The 16915-nt window shown below is 70.3% G+C and carries 16 protein-coding genes; 4 read left to right on the top strand and 12 right to left on the bottom strand.

Annotation, left to right across the window (positions count from 1 at the left end):
- Window positions 1-28: 28 nt before the first annotated feature.
- From JOF44_RS02480 to JOF44_RS02530, 11 genes are all read right to left on the bottom strand, one after another.
- Window positions 29-1570 (bottom strand): SDR family oxidoreductase, encoded by a 1542-nt coding sequence (locus tag JOF44_RS02480; RefSeq protein ID WP_209886960.1) that lies wholly within the window; start codon window positions 1568-1570, stop codon window positions 29-31.
- On the bottom strand, window positions 1567-2841 hold the full coding sequence (locus JOF44_RS02485; protein ID WP_209886964.1) for a ferrochelatase: 1275 nt from the start codon (window positions 2839-2841) through the stop codon (window positions 1567-1569). The genes JOF44_RS02480 and JOF44_RS02485 overlap by 4 nt, the downstream gene beginning before the upstream one ends.
- Before the next feature lie 109 nt (window positions 2842-2950).
- On the bottom strand, window positions 2951-4153 hold the full coding sequence (locus JOF44_RS02490) for a cytochrome P450 (RefSeq protein ID WP_245348822.1): 1203 nt from the start codon (window positions 4151-4153) through the stop codon (window positions 2951-2953).
- Complete coding sequence (locus JOF44_RS02495) at window positions 4150-5727, bottom strand: FAD-dependent oxidoreductase (RefSeq protein WP_209886966.1); 1578 nt, start codon at window positions 5725-5727, stop codon at window positions 4150-4152. The genes JOF44_RS02490 and JOF44_RS02495 overlap by 4 nt, the downstream gene beginning before the upstream one ends.
- On the bottom strand, window positions 5724-6470 hold the full coding sequence (locus tag JOF44_RS02500; protein ID WP_209886969.1) for a class I SAM-dependent methyltransferase: 747 nt from the start codon (window positions 6468-6470) through the stop codon (window positions 5724-5726). Before JOF44_RS02500 ends, JOF44_RS02495 begins: the two co-directional genes overlap by 4 nt.
- A complete protein-coding gene (locus JOF44_RS02505) occupies window positions 6457-6789 on the bottom strand; it encodes a lycopene cyclase domain-containing protein (RefSeq protein WP_209886972.1) in 333 nt (110 codons plus the stop codon). The genes JOF44_RS02500 and JOF44_RS02505 overlap by 14 nt, the downstream gene beginning before the upstream one ends.
- Window positions 6789-7133, bottom strand: a complete 345-nt coding sequence (locus JOF44_RS02510) for a lycopene cyclase domain-containing protein (RefSeq protein WP_209886975.1) — start codon at window positions 7131-7133, stop codon at window positions 6789-6791. Before JOF44_RS02510 ends, JOF44_RS02505 begins: the two co-directional genes overlap by 1 nt.
- Window positions 7130-8755, bottom strand: a complete 1626-nt coding sequence (crtI, locus tag JOF44_RS02515; RefSeq protein ID WP_209886977.1) for a phytoene desaturase family protein — start codon at window positions 8753-8755, stop codon at window positions 7130-7132. Before crtI ends, JOF44_RS02510 begins: the two co-directional genes overlap by 4 nt.
- On the bottom strand, window positions 8752-9618 hold the full coding sequence (locus tag JOF44_RS02520; RefSeq protein ID WP_209886981.1) for a phytoene/squalene synthase family protein: 867 nt from the start codon (window positions 9616-9618) through the stop codon (window positions 8752-8754). Before JOF44_RS02520 ends, crtI begins: the two co-directional genes overlap by 4 nt.
- Complete coding sequence (locus JOF44_RS02525; protein WP_209886984.1) at window positions 9615-10427, bottom strand: TspO/MBR family protein; 813 nt, start codon at window positions 10425-10427, stop codon at window positions 9615-9617. Before JOF44_RS02525 ends, JOF44_RS02520 begins: the two co-directional genes overlap by 4 nt.
- Window positions 10424-11515: a polyprenyl synthetase family protein gene (locus JOF44_RS02530; protein WP_209886987.1), complete on the bottom strand. Its 1092-nt coding sequence runs from the start codon at window positions 11513-11515 to the stop codon at window positions 10424-10426. Before JOF44_RS02530 ends, JOF44_RS02525 begins: the two co-directional genes overlap by 4 nt.
- A gap of 74 nt (window positions 11516-11589) precedes the next feature.
- On the opposite strand from JOF44_RS02530, the gene JOF44_RS02535 reads away from it, so the two are divergent.
- Together JOF44_RS02535 and JOF44_RS02540 are read left to right on the top strand one after the other, a co-directional pair.
- Window positions 11590-12126, top strand: a complete 537-nt coding sequence (locus JOF44_RS02535; RefSeq protein WP_209886990.1) for a MarR family winged helix-turn-helix transcriptional regulator — start codon at window positions 11590-11592, stop codon at window positions 12124-12126.
- A 156-nt stretch (window positions 12127-12282) separates the two neighbouring features.
- Window positions 12283-13308 carry an ATP-grasp domain-containing protein gene (locus JOF44_RS02540; protein WP_245348824.1) on the top strand — a complete coding sequence of 342 codons (1026 nt, stop codon included), beginning with the start codon at window positions 12283-12285 and terminating at the stop codon, window positions 13306-13308.
- A 175-nt stretch (window positions 13309-13483) separates the two neighbouring features.
- Here the strand turns inward: JOF44_RS02540 and JOF44_RS02545 are convergent, their stop codons facing one another.
- Window positions 13484-15079 carry a peptide chain release factor 3 gene (locus tag JOF44_RS02545; protein ID WP_209886993.1) on the bottom strand — a complete coding sequence of 532 codons (1596 nt, stop codon included), beginning with the start codon at window positions 15077-15079 and terminating at the stop codon, window positions 13484-13486.
- A 167-nt stretch (window positions 15080-15246) separates the two neighbouring features.
- Here JOF44_RS02545 and JOF44_RS02550 point away from each other — a divergent pair, with 167 nt between their 5' ends.
- Together JOF44_RS02550 and JOF44_RS02555 are read left to right on the top strand one after the other, a co-directional pair.
- Window positions 15247-16509 carry a phospholipase D-like domain-containing protein gene (locus tag JOF44_RS02550; RefSeq protein ID WP_209886996.1) on the top strand — a complete coding sequence of 421 codons (1263 nt, stop codon included), beginning with the start codon at window positions 15247-15249 and terminating at the stop codon, window positions 16507-16509.
- 59 nt (window positions 16510-16568) lie between these two features.
- On the top strand, window positions 16569-16910 hold the full coding sequence (locus JOF44_RS02555; protein WP_209886999.1) for an HXXEE domain-containing protein: 342 nt from the start codon (window positions 16569-16571) through the stop codon (window positions 16908-16910).
- Window positions 16911-16915: the final 5 nt, after the last annotated feature.

Below are 16915 nucleotides of genomic sequence, written 5' to 3' on the forward strand. Positions count from 1 at the left end.
CGCTCTCTCATCCTTGCAGGACGGGCGGTCAGAGCCCGTCGAGCTCACCGTCACGATCCGTGCCGTCCGGGAGGCTTCCCGAGGTGGTCCGGGCCGCCGTCATGATGTTGCGGGCCATCGCGGGGAAGACGAGCGCGTGGAAGGGGGAGATCCCCCACCAGTACAGACGCCCCAGCAGGCCATCGGGGAAGTAGATGGCGCGCTGGCGATAGCGGGCGCCTCCGTCGCAGGGCTCGACGGACAGCTGCAGCCATGCGCGGCCGCTCATCCTCATCTCGGCGCGCAGGGTGAGGCACTGGCCGGGCTCTATCCTCTCGACCCGCCACCAATCCACGGCGTCTCCGACCCGCAGGCGCTGCGGGTCGCGACGGCCACGCCGGAGGCCCGGCCCCCCGAGGAGCCGGTCCGCGAGACCGCGCAGGGCCCACAGCACGGGCGTCGAGTACCAGCCGGACGCACCCCCTATGCCCTCGATCACACGCCATACCGAGGCCGGGTCGACGTCGGCCCGTTCGCGCTCCCTCTCGTCCGTGAACACGGTGTTGCCCGCCCACTCCGGATCGGCGGGCAACGACGACTCCGGAGCCCTCTCGTGCCCGAGGTCGGCGTCCCAGCGCGAGGCCAGGTCCCCGAAGCGCTCGGCCTCCAGCGCCGACCTGACGGCCGTCCGGTACGGCATCGGACCGCCGGCAGGCGAGGGCAGGACCTCGTCGGCCAGAGGCCCGCTGGTGACTGCTTCGTGCTGCATCGACTGGGCGAGCGGCACCGCGATCGACAGCGGCACGGGCGTCACCAGAGCGATCCACCCGCCCGACAACAGCGGAGCCGGCAGCGGCAGCGAGAACACGCGACGGCGTCGGAGCCCGGCGACCTCGGCGTACACGGTGAGGAGATCGGCGAATCGCAGGTCCGACTCGCCGCTGCCCACCCCGTAGGTCCCGGAGACGTCTCCCGCAGCGTCCACGGCCTCGACGAGGTAGTGGAGGACGTCGGTGACGGCGACGGGCTCGATCCTGTTGCGCACCCAGCGCGGCGCGGGCATGACGGGCAGCCGCTCGGAGAGGTGTCGAACGATCTCGAAGCTGGCGGATCCGGCACCGATCACCGTAGCGGCCTCCAGCACGGTCGTCGGCACGGCGCTGTCGCCCAGGATGCGTCCGACCCGGCGGCGGGAGGCCATGTGCTCGCTGAGCCGCTCGGAGTCCGGGTGCAGGCCGGAGAGGTAGACGATCCTGCCGACGCCGGCGCGCTCGGCCTCGTCGGCCATGATGTGCGCCATGCGCGCCTCGCGCTCGGCGAACCCGCTGCCGCCCGACATCGAATGCACGAGGAAGACCACCACGTCGACCCCGGATACGGCGCGTCGCACGGACAGGCGATCCGCGAGATCCGCCTCCACGGCCTCCACGCGGTCCCTCCAGGGCTGTGCATCCAATCGGCGCATGTGCCGCCCGCAGACCCGCACCCGGGCACCGCGATCGTCGAGGGCCGGCACGAGACGGCTGCCGACGTATCCCGTCGCGCCCGTGACGAGGACGCGCGGCCGGTCGCCTCTCCCCTGCCCGGTCATCGCTGCTCACCGTCCTGGCGAGCACGGGCCCGGAACTCGCGGAGGTCCTGGTCGGAATCGAGCGCGGAGGTGGTGGGGACCGTCGCCACGCGGCTGGATCCGGACAGGCAGCAGGCGGTGCCGCAGACGTCGGGCGTCGCCCCGAATTCCGTGACCGTGCGACGAGGCGACCCGGCGATCGTCCTCTCCTCGACGAGGTCCGCCAGCGCGGCCACGAACCGCGGATCGGTGCCGGACGTCGACACGCGGCGGAACGCCAGGTGGCGCTGCTCGGCACTTCGGCGCGCCTCCGTGTCCAGATCCCAGATCACCTCCACGTGGTCGCTGACGAACCCCACGGGAACCACGATCACGGCATCGTGAGACCCCGACCGCCCGATGCGCGCGATGACGTCATTGATGTCGGGCTCCAGCCAGGGAACCTGGGGCGGGCCCGAGCGGGACTGGTACACGAGCTCCCACGAGAGGTCCGCAGGGGCCCCGCCCGTGACGGTGTCGCGCGTCTCGCCATCGGGCACGGACTCCATCAGGTAGCGGCAGGCCGCCTCGTGCTGGGCGACGTACCATCGCACGGGGCCCGCTGTCCGCTCCTCCGCCGGGCCCGAGGCGTCGGCCATGACGTCGGGGATCGAATGCGTCGAGAACAGGATCCGGATGCGTGAGCGGTCGTGGCCCTCGGACTCCAGGTCCTTCAGGGCACCGCGGATCCCGTCCGTCATCGGCGCCAGGAATCCCGGATGGTTGAAGTAGGGCCGTGTCTTGTCGATGCGCAGCGACCCCAGCAGTCCTGTCTCCTCGAGTGCGCGGCCGAAGTCCTCCCGGTATTGACGGCACGAGGAGTAGGAGGAGTACGCGCTGGTGGCGATGCCGAGGACCTCGTGATGCCCGTCCTCGTGCAGCTCGCGCACGGCCCGGGACATGGAGGGCTCCCAGTTGCGGTTCCCCCAGTACACGGGGAGGTCGATCCCCCGCGCGTCGAGCTCCGCGCGCAGCGCATCGATCAGCGCCCGGTTCTGGTCGTTGATCGGGGAGCGCCCACCCAGCGCCGTGTAGTGCTCACCGACCTCGACCAGTCGTTCATCCGGTATCCCTCGGCCTCGCGTGACGTTGCGCAGGAAGGGCAGCACATCCTCGTGGGACTCCGGCCCGCCGAACGACGCCAACAGGATCGCGTCGTAGTCGCGCGCCGCGGCGCGGCGCTGTCGAGGATCGGAGCACGTGTCGTCGCCGACCTCCGCCCGCAGATCGGTGGTGGAAAGGTGGTGCGTCATCCAGACCTCCTGAGTTCCGGCACCCGTCGTCGACTCCGCGACGCTTTCGATAGCCTAGCTAATGATATGTGATCGTACCTGTGAGAGCACGGGGTCAGGGCCCGATGCGTCAGGCGGGGCCGAGACGCAACTCGACGCCGCGCAGCCGGTATCCCGCGATGAGGTCGTCCCATCCGATTGCCGGCTCGGCGACCATCGTCGGCTCCTGCGCGAGCAGACGGGTCAGGAGCGTGTCCGTCTCGAGCAGCGCGAGGGAGCGTCCCGGGCAGCGATGAGCTCCGTCCCCGAAGCCGAGTCCTGATTCGCTGACACCGCGCGGCAGCGTCCGACCCGGGCAGAGCTCGAGAGGTGCGGCGCCGACGCTCGCCGGGTCCGCGTTCGCGCCTCGCACGTCGATGTCGACGAGATCGCCGGGAACCAGGTGGTGCTCGACGCCCTCGTCGCTGACGGTGATGTGCTCGCTGACCCGGCGGTACAGGTGACCGACGACCGGCTCGAGACGGATGATCTCGTGGAGGATGCCGAGGCGCTCGTCCTGGCCGGCTGCGAGGTACCGGGCGCGCAGCAGATCGTCCTCCAGCAGATGCCAGCAGGCCATGGAGATGAACTCGCGCGTGGTGACCATGCCGGCCGTCCCGTAGGTCACGCATTCGACCAGGATGTCGGTGTGTCCGGCGCCCTGGTCCAGCAGCTGGCTGATCACGTCGTTCCGCGGGCGCCGGCGGTGGTCGCGAAGAGCGGGGAGCACGTCGGCGAGGTAGAAGCGCAGCACCGCTGACAGCCCGTTGTACGCCGCGCGCATCAATTGTCGCTTCGTGCGCCCCAGGCGCGGCCGGGCGAGGTCGAACGGGGGCTGACGGAAGAAGCTGGTCAGCCGCCTGGACATCGCCGGCACCGAGGAGGAGGTGAGACCGACGACCTCGGCGGTCACGGCGACCGCATAGTGCAGAGCGAGGTCGTCCAGACGGCATCGACCGACCCGGACGGCCTCCGCGATCATCTCGTCCGCGGTCGATTCCATGAGCGCTGTGTAGCGTTCGGCGACCACACTCGGAGCGAAGAGGCGCGCGAGAGACCTGCGCTGTTCGTCGTGGAGTGCTCCGTCCGAGATGAGGATGGGGTGGCGTCGGAAGATCCCTCGCGGGATCTGTTCGGCCGTGAACCCGGCCTGGGTCGTGCGGTCGCGCGCGCGCAGGATCTGTCGTGCGGCATCGAGCGAGCGGATCTGCCAGATCGGGCCGTCGCGCTGGACCCGTGGCCCGTCGAGGTCGTCGGGACGCACCGCTTTGCGGTGCCCGGGGTGATCCATCATGGTCGCGGCGCCTCCGATGGTCGTGGTCGACGGATCCGCCCGAGCACGCCCCGGCGCAGCAGGCCGCGCATCGGCGGCGAGATCAGGTCGTGCCCGACGACCCCCCAGGAGTGCAGGAGCTCGTTCGCCGCGAGGAATCCGGTGGTGGCGGCGCGCTCCATCAGGGCTACCGGGTAGTCGCACACGATGCGATCCCCGGCGAGCACCAGGCCCGTCAGCGGCGTCACGACGCCCGGTTGCCGGCTGCGGGGCTCGAGATCGACCAGCCCGCAGTCGTCATCGATCCTCAGCTCCTCGGCGACGATGGCGAGGTCGGTGGTCTCCGGATACACGCCGCGCAGATCCGCGAGCAGCAACCGGCGAACCCGGTCCGGGTCCACCAGTCGCGGATCCCGGTCGGCATCGAGCGCATAGGCATGCAGCTCGAGGACGGAGCCGTCGTGGTCCTCGCTCCATCGCCGGGCGCCCTGCTCGTAGCGCTCGAGGACGGTGACGTTGTCGAGCACTGCGTACCCGCTGGTGCCGCAGAAGGCCTGGCGCGAGGGATCGACGCGGCCGTCGAGCCACAGGCGCAGCACGGCGAACGGCGGCGCATTGCGCTGATCGGCGATGTCCCTCTGCCATGTCCCCACAGCCTCTGCGCCCGGAGCGGAACCAGCGAGGTCGGGATCGAGCCCTGCGACCAGATCGCGAGTCGTACGTGGGTCCGTGGCGAGGACCACGGCGTCGACGTCGACCTCGCCGTCCTCGGACGCCACGCACCAGGTGGCCGAGCGCTGCGCCAGAGAGGTGACCCGTGCTGACGTCCGGATGGTCACCCCGAGGTGCGTGAGGTGCTCACCGAGAGGCGCCCACAGCGTGGTGTCGTAATCGTCGGCGGGAACGTCGAAGAGGAGCCCTTCGGAGGATCCGACGAAGTAGGTGTGGAACATCGCCACGAGCTCGCCGGCGGCGAAGTCCTCGGGATGCGCGAAGAAGGAGCGGGCGAACACCTCGAGGGCCAGGTGCCGTGCGCCGCGGGGGAAGCGGAGCCGATCGAGGAACTGCGCAGCCGAGACGCCGTCGAAGCGCGAATGGGTCGACGGGAAGTCCACGTCGATGAGCTCGAGCGCGGTGCGGAGGTCGATGCCGGCCAGCGCACGCAGCGGGAAGCTGGGGCTGCGCAGGACGAAACCGACGAGGTTCCACGGCGGGGTGCGCGGGATCGCCGCGAAGGAGTCGACGAGACCGTCGGCGCGCTGCAGCGGGTAGTCGTCGATCGGGACGAGGCGTCGAAGACCCGGGTCGACGCGTCGCAGCAGGGACCGCAGATTGTAGTACTGGCGGAAGAAGGCGTGGAAGCCACGACTCATGGTGCGCCCGCCATCGAGGGGCCAGGCTGCGACGCGTCCGCCGAGGCGGTCGGTCGCTTCCCAGAGCGTGACCTCGACGCCACGTTCGGCGAGGGCGGTCGCGGCGGCCAGGCCGGCGATGCCGCCGCCGATCACGGCGACCGATCGAGGGCGCGCGGGGGCGGACAGCCCGGGCTCCGGGGGGATACGTAGGGCGTGGGGATCGCGGGGTGCGGTGCTCATGTGGGCTCCTCCGGCCTGCGGGCCGTGTAGGTGTGCAGGATCCCGCGGTGCCAGCCGCGACCGGTGCGGACGGCGACCTCCTCGAATCCCGCCTCGACGAGCCGACCCCGGAATCGGACGGTCGAGTCGTTCTCACGGACGGAGCGCCACAGGTACCGGTAGAGACCGGGGTCGGCGCCGACGATCCGGCTGAGAGGGATGACGATCAGCCAGCAGACGAGGCTCCACACGATCCGGGCGCGCAGGGACTCGCTGACCGAGTAGTCGTGCACGAGGAGACGTCCGCCCGGGCGCAGGCGGGTGGAGAGATGCGCCAGGGTGGCGTCGCGGGCGGCGGGAGGGAGGTTCCGGAAGAGATACGCCGCGAAGATCCCGTCCGGCTGCTCCTCCAGGGCAGGTTCGGGATGCGTCGGGAGCTCTTCGACACCGCCGAGCAGGAACTGCGTGGTCGACGGCCAGGACTTGATACGGGCCTGTTCGAGCATGCCCGCTGAGGAATCGAGGCCCACGATGCACGCCGTCGGCATCGCGCGCAGCAGGGCCCGGGTGCTGAGTCCGGAGCCGCAGCCGAGGTCCCAGATGCGGGGCGAGGGAGCCTGGTCATGATCCTGCTCTTCCCGGTGTCCGATCCCTGCGGCGAGATCCTCGGCGGCGTCGCGCAGCTCTCGCCCGTAGCCGGGGTTCAGCCAGGTCAGCAGATCGTAGCGCCGGGCGCTGCGCGTGAAGGCGTCACTCAGCGTCATCGTCAGCCCCTCGCCGATTCTTCAGATGCTGCCACGTCATGATCGTCAGGGTCATCATGGCGAACCCGAATCCGAAGTCCTCGATCGGGATGTCCCAGGGGAAGCGGATGCCGAGGATGTGGTCCGGATGGTAGAGAACGATCGGTGCGGAGAGCTTTGTGAGCCACCCGTCGACGGGGATCTGGAAGGCCAGGCAGATCGCCATCGCGAGCCAGTAGGCGGGCCGGCGGAAGATGCCGGTGCGGAGCACGAGCAGCTCGAGCAGGACGACCAGCACGATCCCGAGGACCGTGAGCGCGGTGTATTCGGGGATGTCCATCACTCCTTCGTCCGTCGATCGGCCCAGCGGCGGCGTGCGATCTGCAGGACGGTCCCGACGCCCTCGTAGCTGAGGAGGGCGGCAACCGGGATGACCACGAAGAAGACCAGCTCCTCGAGCGGCAGCGGCCCGAACATCACCCCGGTCATGGAGACGCTGTCGTACGTCCAGTGCTCGCGGACGATCCCGACGATGTCCCAGAGACCGAAGACGAGCACGACGACGAGGATCGTCGGCAGGAGCAGACGCCATCGCCGGTAGACCCGGGCGCGGAGGACGAACTCGAGGGGCAGCGTGATCGCGACGCACGCGCCCATCAGGAGCAGGTACTGGAACTCGGTCATGACCGTATGGTGCCCTCCGGCGGGGGACGGTGGGAGGGGGATGGAGACATGGGTGTGGGCAGCCGGGACGGCGAGTGGTCCCCCCGCAGGCGTTTCAGGAGGACCTCGGCGCTGATCAGACACATGGGCAGTCCGATGCCCGGGATCGTGGACGACCCGGCGTAGTAGAGCGAATCCACGCGGCGGGAGGCGTTCCCGGCGCGGAAGAAGGCGCTCTGCCGGAGAGTATGGGCCGGACCGAGGATGCCGCCGCGCCAGGCACCGAGATCGTCGCGGAAGTCGGCTGGTCCGACGGTGCGGCGCACCACCACGCGGTCGGAGAGATCGCCGACGCCGGCCCACCGCCCGAGCTGTTCGATCGCCTCATCGGCGATGCGCTCCACAGCGCTGGACCCCGCGCCGTCCTCCCCGCCGTGCCCCAGCGCAGGGTCCGCCGGGGCCGGCACCAGAAGGAACAGATTCTCGTGACCGGGGGGAGCGACCGAGGAGTCCGTGGCGGAGGGCTTGCACACGTACGTCGATGCGGGCGAGGGGACGCGACCGTCGGCGATCGCCCCGAAGTTCGCGGACCAGTCCCGGGTGAACAGGAGGGTGTGGTGGGGCAGCTGCGGCAGCTCCCCGCGGATCCCGAGCATGACCAGGACCCCGCCCGGGCTGCTGGTGCGCCGACGCCACCAGGACTCGGGGTAGGTCTGCAGGGGGCGCGGCAGCATGGTCGTCTCGACGTGGTGCAGATCGGCGGTCGCGACGACGACGTCGGCGTCCAGCGTCCTCTCCTCCCCCGCGGGATCGCGCACCTGCACACCGCGGGCCGTGGCGCGGGCCCGTCCGGGGCCCCCGGGCGCGGTCACGATGCGCGTGGCCGCGGTGCCCGCGTGCAGGCGCGCCCCGGCGGCGCGGGCCAGGTCGACCATGGCGTCGATGAGAGCGGCGAATCCGCCGTGCGGATACTGCACCCCGCCGGTCAGGTCCAGGGAGCTCATGAGGTGGTACAGGCTCGGCGTCCGGCCCGGTGAGGAGCCGAGGAAGACCGCGGGATAGCCGAGGATCTGCCGGAGGCGGGGGTCGTGGAACCGCCGCGCGACGAAGGATTCCAGCGGTTCCAGGAGCAGCTGCATTAGGCGGGGCCCGCGGCGGACGACCTCGGCCGACAGGAAGGGCCTGGCGGAGTCGAACGAGGTGTAGAGGAAGCGTTCGACAGCGATGTCGTAGGTGCGCTGGGCGGAGTCGAGATAGCGTTCCAACCGATGACCGGCACCGGCTTCGACCGCCTCGAAGCGCTCCATGTTCTCGGTCGCCGATGCGCTGATGTCGAGAGGATCGGCGTGTCCCTCGAAGAAGATGCGATATCCGGGAATGAGTCGCTCGAGGTCGAGCTGCTCGGCGGCGGAGGTGCCCAGCAGGTGGAAGAAGTGGTCGAACACTTCGGGCATCAGGTACCAGGAGGGGCCGGTGTCGAACCGGAATCCATCTCGCTCCCAGCGCCCTGCGCGGCCGCCGAAGCCGTCGCGGGCCTCGACCAGGTCGACGTCGTAGCCGTCGCGGGCGAGGAGCGCGGCGGAGGCGAGCCCGGAAATGCCGCCACCGATGATCACCACCGAGCGCTGGGAAGTGCTTCTCATCCGAGCCTCCCGGCGGCAGCGCGGGCGAGGATCCACGCCTTCTGAGCGTCGGGCACCCGGATGCGCCGACGCCCGATCTCTGCGGCAGGAGTGACGCGCAGCCGTTTCGCGAGCGCGCAGTACAGGCCGTGCGCGGCGCTGACGGCCCGCCGGCTGCTGACCGGAAGATCCCCGATGACGGCGGCCGCGGCCTCCAGATCGGCGTCGATGTCATCCAGCAGGACGTCGCGCTCGGCGTCCGTGAAGGAGTCCCGGTCGATCCCGCGGAGGTATGCGCGCCCGAGCAGCTCCTCGTCGTCGGCGAGATCGCGGAGAAAGTTGACCTTCTGGAAGGCCGCTCCGAGCCGACGGGCGCCGGGTCCGAGGCGTTCGTAGGCGTGCGGGTCGCCGTCGACGAAGGCGCACAGGCACATCAGGCCGACGACTTCGGCGGAGCCGTAGATGTACTCGGACAGGCTCTCGGCGCTGTGCGGCCGCGGAGATAGGTCCCGTCGCATCGAGGTGAAGAACGGCGAGACCAGCTCGTCGCCGATCCCGCACCGTCGTGCCGTCAGTGCGAATGCATGGACCACCAGATTCGCACTCCGGCCACTCCTCAGCGCACGGTCGGTCTCCTGCTCGAGCCCGTCCAACAGCTCGGCGCGCAGCGGCGGTGTGAGTCGCGGATCGGGGTCGTCGACGATCTCGTCCGCGACGCGCACCAGCGCGTAGGTGCTGCGCACGTGGGTGCGCACGGGTTCGTCCAGGAGTCTCGACGCCCACCCGAAGGAGGTCGAGTACCCGGCGATGACCTGCCGCGACGCCGCTTGGGCGACCCGGTCGTACTGCGTGAGGGTGGGGCAGGATCCGTGGCGCGCTCTCATCCGGCCACCGTGCTCCGGGACCTGCGCAGCCGCCGCACGACGGCGACGACCGTGGCCGCGCCGACGACGACGGCGGCGATGGCGGCTCCCGTCGCGGTGATCGGTGAGTGCGGCTCACCGGTGCTGCGAGCGACCGCGATCCACGCGATGCCCCACGTGATACCGGCGGGCGCGGCGATCGCTCCCCGGCCGGATGAGGCGAGAGCGATTCCGATCAGTCCGGCGACGACGAGCACGAGGACCGCCAACCACTCGGGGTGGCCGAGGTCCGGCGCCCCGGCTCCGACCAGCGCGGCGGTGATGTTCGCACAGGTGGCGACGCTGACCCATCCGAGGTAGAGGCCGAAGGTGCCGTCGACCACCAGCAGCTCCAGCGGTCCGCGGGCGGCGGCACGTGAGAGGCGCCGGAAGAGCACGGCGAGGGCAGCGAGCAGCAGCACGATCACGGGCACGGTGAGGCCGACCCGGCCCGCCTGGACCAGCAGGATCCACGCGGCATTGAGCAGCAGGGAGGCGATGGCGGGCCCCGCCACGCGCCGCTCGTCGGTCCGGTCCCACCACTGCCACAGGGTGTATGCCCCCAGTGCCGCGTAGATGACGGTCCAGATCGAGAAGGCCGGCCCCGCGGGGGCGATGAGGGTGGCATCGGTGGCCAGGAGCCCGTCGGCGGCTTCGGAGATCGGCACGCCACCGAAGGCTCCGACGCCGATCGCGGATCCCACGATCGCGACGACGAAGCTCGCGGTCACGGCAAGTCGCCGTGCGAGAGTTCGCCGGCGCGTCGACGAGGACGAGTCGGTGCGCGTCATGATGCTTCCTCCGTCAGGGTCGGGGCGGGCACGAGCGCCTCGCCCGCGGTCGCACGGATGTCGTGGACGACGTCCGTGAGACGGTCGGCGAGGGTGCTCGGCAGGCCGGATCGGTGCGCGGTCTGCACCGCCCGGTCCAGGTGGTGGTCGGCGAGATCCTGGACGGCGCCGCGCGCTCCGCACTCGGTGAGCACCGTCCGCGCCCGAGCGGCGCCGCCGTGGTCGAGCCGTCGATCACCGACCAGGCCGTCCAGAGCGGTCCAGGACGGCGTGGATCGCGCGTGGGCGATGAGGGCGGTGGCCTTCCCCTCGCGAAGATCCGAGAGGGTGCTCTTGCCCGTACGGGCCTCGTTGCCGAACACGCCGAGCAGGTCATCCAGCAGCTGGAAGCCGACTCCGAGGCAATGCCCGATCTCCCCCAGGGCGGTGACGGTGGAGGGCTGAGCCTCGGCCAGCACCGCCGCGGCTCGCAGGGGGAGCTCGAACGAGTACGAGGCCGTCTTCAGGGCCGCGACGCGCAGGGTGGCGTCGACGACGGGGTCGATCTCGAGGCCGAGCCCGAACCGGACGTCGGCGAGCTCGCCGGTGGCCGAGGTGTGCACGGCCGCGTCGAGCAGATCCAGCAGGTGATCGACGATCTCCTGCTCTGCACCGCAGGTGGCGACCGTTCGGATGGCGGTCGTCAGCGCGAGGTCGCCGGCGAGGACCCCCGCCGCGTCGGCGTAGCGCCGTACCGAGGTCTCGGGCAGGTCGCCCTCGCGGGCTTCGCCGGCGAAGGCACCGGAGACGTTGAGCCGCCCCCGACGCAGGTGATCCCCGTCGATGACGTCGTCGTGGATCACGAATGCGGTGTGCAGCAGTTCGACGGCGGCCGCGGTCCGGACGGCGGCCGCGGTGCGCCGACCGCCGAGGCCCTCGTGGGTGATCAGCAGGAGCTGAGGACGCAGTCTTTTCCCGTCCCTCAGCGCCTCCCCCACCGCGATCCAGAGTCGCCGGTGATCAGGGCCCAGGTCTCCGGATCGGGCAGAGCCGGCACGGATCTGCGCTGTCAGCTCGCGCTCGACCGCTGCGAGCGGTTCGTCTCCCACGTCTGCTCCTTGGGGCCCGGTCAATCCAGGAATATAGTTAGCCTGGCTAGGTAGAGGCACCGTATCATGAGGTCATGCCTGATCACACGGCGGCACCGGCCGCGGACACGCGACGCGCAGCGCAGAACGCACCCTCGAGCACCTCGTATTGGTTCGACGAGCCGGACTCGGCGGTGTCCGTGCTGCACGCCGTGCGCGACGTGCAGGAGGCCGGCCGCGATATGCGTCGCCGGATGAGCACCGGCATGTCGATGAACACCACCGACCTGGAGGCCCTCCGCCACGCCATAGCCCACGAGCGCGACGACGACCCGCTCACACCCAAGACGCTCTCCCGGCATCTCGACATCTCCGGCGCCTCGACATCGAAGCTCATCGATCGCCTCACCCTCTCGGGCCACCTGGTCCGGACCGACCATCCACGGGACCGCCGTTCCGTGATCCTCCTGGCCACGGAGCACGCCCACCATCAGGTCCGCGAGCGCTTATCGGACATGCACGAACGCATGCTGGCCGTCGCCCGCTCCCTGCCGGAGGGCTCCCGGGCGGATACCGCCGAGTTCCTGCAGGCGATGGCCGAATGCCTGAGGGCGGAGCCCGCGCCGCACTAGGAAGCGGGTCAGGCTCGATGCAGCGCATCGACGTCGACGCGACTCGCGAGCGGCGCAGGACGAGTCAACTGCATCGCTGTGTCCACGCCCCCTATCCACGAGGCACCAGGAGGGAATAGCCTGAAGCATTGTTTTGCACCCTCATAGGAGCTGATGATGACTTCCTCTCCCGTCACCATCCTGCCCGCCGTTCATCTGACCTCTGACGTCACCGCACGGGCGACGACGGAGCGACCGGTCCAGCACGCCGTGCACGTGCTGCACGACAATCCCGAGTGGCTGCCGCCGTTCCGTCGTGCCTTCGAGGCGGAGGGAGTGCCGCTGGTGGAATGGCGCCTCGGAGAGGGATCCCTCGACCTGGACGCGGAACCGCCCCGCGGGGTGATCTGGTCACGTTTGAGCGCCTCCTCGCACACCCGCAGCGCCCCGCTGGCGAAGGACGCCGCCCGCTCGATCACGGCCTGGGCCGCCTCCTGGGGTCGCCGCGTGGTGAACGGTCAGCACGTCGCGGACCTCGAGGTCTCCAAGATCGTGCAGCACGCCCAGCTGCGCCGCGCCGGATTCGACGTCCCGCGCACTCTCGCCGTCTTCGGCCGCGACGGCCTGATCGAGGCGGCCGAAGGCTTCCGGGCCCCGTTCCTGACCAAGCACAATCAGGGCGGCAAGGGCCTCGGGGTACGACGCTTCGACGACCACGCGGCCTTCGCCGCCTACGTGCACGGGGACGATTTCGAGGACGCGGCCGACGGGATCACCCTGCTGCAGGAGCTGCTGGTCGCCGACGAGCCCGCCATCACTCGTGCCGAGTTCGTCGGGGGCGAGTTCGTCTACGCGGTACGGGTGGACACCTCCGGCGGTGCCTTCGAGCTGTGCCCCGCCGAGGCCTGCGCCGTACCCGGGCAGGACACCGCCGCGGAGCCGATGTTCCGGATCCGCCCCGACGTGACGGCACGCACGCCTCTGATCCGTCGGTACCAATCGCTGCTGTCCGAACTCGGCATCGAGATCGCCGGGATCGAGTACATGACCACGATCGACGGCCGCACCGTCACCTACGACATCAACACCAACACCAACTACAACCCCGACGTCGAGGGATCCCTGCAGGCCCCCGCCGCCCGACACATCGCCCGCTATCTGGGGTCCCTGCTGCGCGAGGAGCAGGAGGCCGACGGGCGCTGACGCCGCGAGGCCGAGCGGTGGGCCGCGCTGTCCCGCGACGAGCGAGGCGCCCGGCCGAGACCGGCTCGATGACTCCGCCGGAGCCAGAACAACCGCCTGGCACCTGCAGCGTGTTCACCGCTGCGATCAAGGCCGGCAGCTCACATCGACTGCCGCTCCCCCACGATCACCTCGATCAGGTCCGCGGCGGGAAGAGGTCGGGGAACCGCTCCTGGACCCGGGCCTGACGCCAGCGATCATGGAAGAGCGCGACCGCTTCGCCGTCGGGTCGGTAGAGGACCTCGACACCGGGAAGGGACGCCATCTGCGCGACACCGGAGGCGGGCAGCGGCAGCGAACGGTCGTAACCCAGGGGCGCGTCGAGGGTGATCTCGGCCCCGAACTCGCGGCGCATCCGGTCGACCACGACATCGAACTGCAGCTCCCCGACGGCGGCGAGGACGGGTCCGCCCGGGCTCCCGTTCGCGTCGCGGAGAACCTGAATGGCACCTTCTTCCTCCAGCTGGGAGAGGCCCTTGGCGAAGCGCTTGTGGTGCGCGGCGTCGAGGTTGTGGGCCACGCGGAACCGCTCGGGATCGAACCGCGGCATACCGGGGAAGGTCACGCTCGGGCCGGCATGGATCGTGTCTCCGACGTGCAGCCCGCTGGCATTGACGAATCCGACGACGTCTCCGGGCCACGACGCCGTCGCGGTGTGGCGTCCGCGGCCGACCATGTGGTGGGCGTACTTGGAGGAGACAGGGCGGCCGCTCTGTGCATGATGCAGCTCCATGCCCCGCGCGAACACTCCGGAGTTCACACGCACGAACGCGATCTGGTCGCGATGGGCAGGATTCATGCCGGCCTGGACCTTGAACACGTAGCCCGAGAAGTCCGAGCCCAGGGGCCGGGACGCTCCGGAGACATCACGGCGCTGCTCGGGGGCCGGCGCGTGCTGGGTGAGGAAATCCAGCAGGAGCCGCACCCCCACGTTCCCCGCGGCCGCGGTGAACAGGACCGGCGTCTGCTCCCCGGCGAGGAACTGCTCTGCCTCGAAAGTGCCGTTGAGCGCGGCGGCGACACCGGCTCCTTCGACCGCCTCGAGCCAGATCCCGGGATCGAGACCTCGATCCGCAGCGCCGTCGACGGCCTCCTCCCGAGCGACCCGGGCGCCGGAGTCGACCACCTCATGGCGCACATAGGTCGCCGCCCCCGGCTCCAGCAGCCCGGTGAACCGTCCGGCGTATCCCACGGGCCAGTTCACGGCGACCGGGGTGCGGCCGGTGGCCGCCTGGATCTCGTCGAAGAGCTCGAGGGCCTCGAGCCCGGGTCGATCCCATTTGTTGATCACCGTCACCACGGGCAGACCCAGCCGGCGGCACGCGTCGAAGAGCTTGCGCGTCTGGGCCTCCATGCCCTTGGCGGCATCGATGAGCATCACCGCGAAATCGACGGCGGTGAGCACTCGGAAGGTGTCCTCGGAGAAGTCGGAGTGGCCCGGGGTGTCCACCAGGTTCAGCACCACGTCCCGGTAGTCGAAGCGCAGGGCGGTCGAGGTGACCGAGATACCCCGCTCCTTCTCCACCTCTCCCCAGTCCGAGATGCTCGCGGCGCGGCTGGCCTTGCCGTGGGTGACGCCCGCTTCCTCCATGACGTGGGCGTGCAGAGCCATCGCCTCTGTCAAGGTCGACTTGCCGGCGTCGGGGTGGGAGATGACGGCGAAGGTGCGTCGCCGCACCGCCTCGTCGAGAACGGGCGAGGACTGCGGGGCGGTCGTCAGATCGGTGGCCATTCCCGTCAGAATACCCCCACGTCAGAGGAAGATTCTGGGGATGGTGAGCGAGCCAACGCGGGTCGCTCCCGGTTCCTCCACGGCGGCCCGGCCCCGGCGGCTCCCCACGCCCACCCCCGACCCCGCTCGACCGGATCTCGCGAACCCCAGGCCTCTAGGCTGGGGCCATGATGACCTCGCGCCTCTCCCTCCCCGCCCGTGGACGCCGGATCCTGGTCCGGACCGCTGCCGTGGGTGCCGGGACGCTGTTCGGCGCCCAGGTGCTCGTGATCGGGACGCTGGCGACGGCGGACTGGGTCAAGGAGCGGGGCCGCAAGGTGCGCGACGCGCCGCGGCCGGGCACATTCCACGCCCAGGTGGAGGGGACGCCCTTTCGCATCTACACCTCGGGCGACACCCTCTACGACGACATGATCGAGGCGATCGACTCCGCCCGCGACTCGATCCAGCTGGAGACGTTCATCTGGAAGGGCGATGACGTGGGTCAGCGCTTCCTGGACGCCCTGAACCGTGCCGCGGAGCGGGGCGTGAGCGTGCATGTGATCTACGACGGATTCGCCAACCTCGTGGTCCCGGCCTCGTTCTATCGACAGGTCTCCGAGCGCGTCCACCTCTGGCGGGTGCCGGTCCTGCACCGGACGTTCTGGAAGGGGCTGATCCGCCACACCGGCGTCAACCATTCCAAGGTCATGGTGGTCGACGACGACGTCGCCTTCGTCGGCGGGTACAACATCGGATCCCTCTACGCCCGCCAGTGGCGCGACACCCACCTGCGCACGAGAGGACCGGCCGTCTGGGGACTGCGCGACGCCATCGCCCAGAAGTGGAACGAGGGCCGGGACGCCGGAGAGGACATCCCGTGGATCCCGCCGCGCTCCTGGGAGCCGGAGATGCGCGTGGCCGCTAACCTCCCGATCCAGCTGGTGTACCCGATCCGGGGCCTCTATCTGGAAGCGATCGAACGCGCCCAGGACCACGTGTACATCACCACCCCGTACTTCATCCCCGACCACCAGATCCTCACCGCGCTCCTGAAGGCTGCCCAGCGCGGGGTCGACGTGCGGGTGATGCTGCCCAAGGACTCCAACCACTTCGTGGCGGACTGGGTCTCCCGCGGCTTCTACGGACAGATGCTGGACGCCGGGATCACGATCCTGCTCTACAGCGCGGCGATGATCCACGCGAAGACCGCCACGGTCGACGGCTACTGGTCCACCGTGGGGACCGCGAACATCGACCGCCTCTCGCTGTCGTTCAACTATGAGACGAACGTCGCGATCTCCGATCCGGGCTTCGCGGCCGAGATCGAGAAGATCTTCGCGGCCGACTCCGAGCACTGCGAGGAGCTCACCTCCCCGCGCTGGCGGGATCGCCATCCGATGGCGCGCGTGGCGGAAGCGATCCTCGCCCCGCTGGGGCCGCTGCTGTGAGCACGCGATATCCCCGAACCGACCACGCGGAACCACGACGAGCGATGTGAAGATACGAGATGGATGCGAGGACGGCCCTGAGCGCAGGCCTGTTCGCCGCCTGGGCCGTGCACGACGCGGAGGAGGTGGCCACAATGGCGGCGACGTCCCGCCGCGTGCTCGGCGCAGAGCCGCGGAAGCTCCCGATCCCGGAGCCGCTGCGCTCCCGAGGACTCTCCCAGGCCCACGTGACCCTGAGCGTCGCCCCGATGTCCCTCCCCGTCGCCACGGCCGCGTTCCAGGGCATCCGGACGCGATGTCGGTCGCGGTGGTTCCGCGGCGCGGTGCTCCCCCTCACCGTCGGTGCGCATCTCCTCGCCGCGGCGATCCTCGGCGAGAGATCCCTGGGCCGCGAGATCTGAGGAGC

Source organism: Brachybacterium fresconis (genome assembly GCF_017876515.1).
In the GTDB taxonomy this organism is placed as follows: Bacteria; Actinomycetota; Actinomycetes; order Actinomycetales; family Dermabacteraceae; genus Brachybacterium; species Brachybacterium fresconis.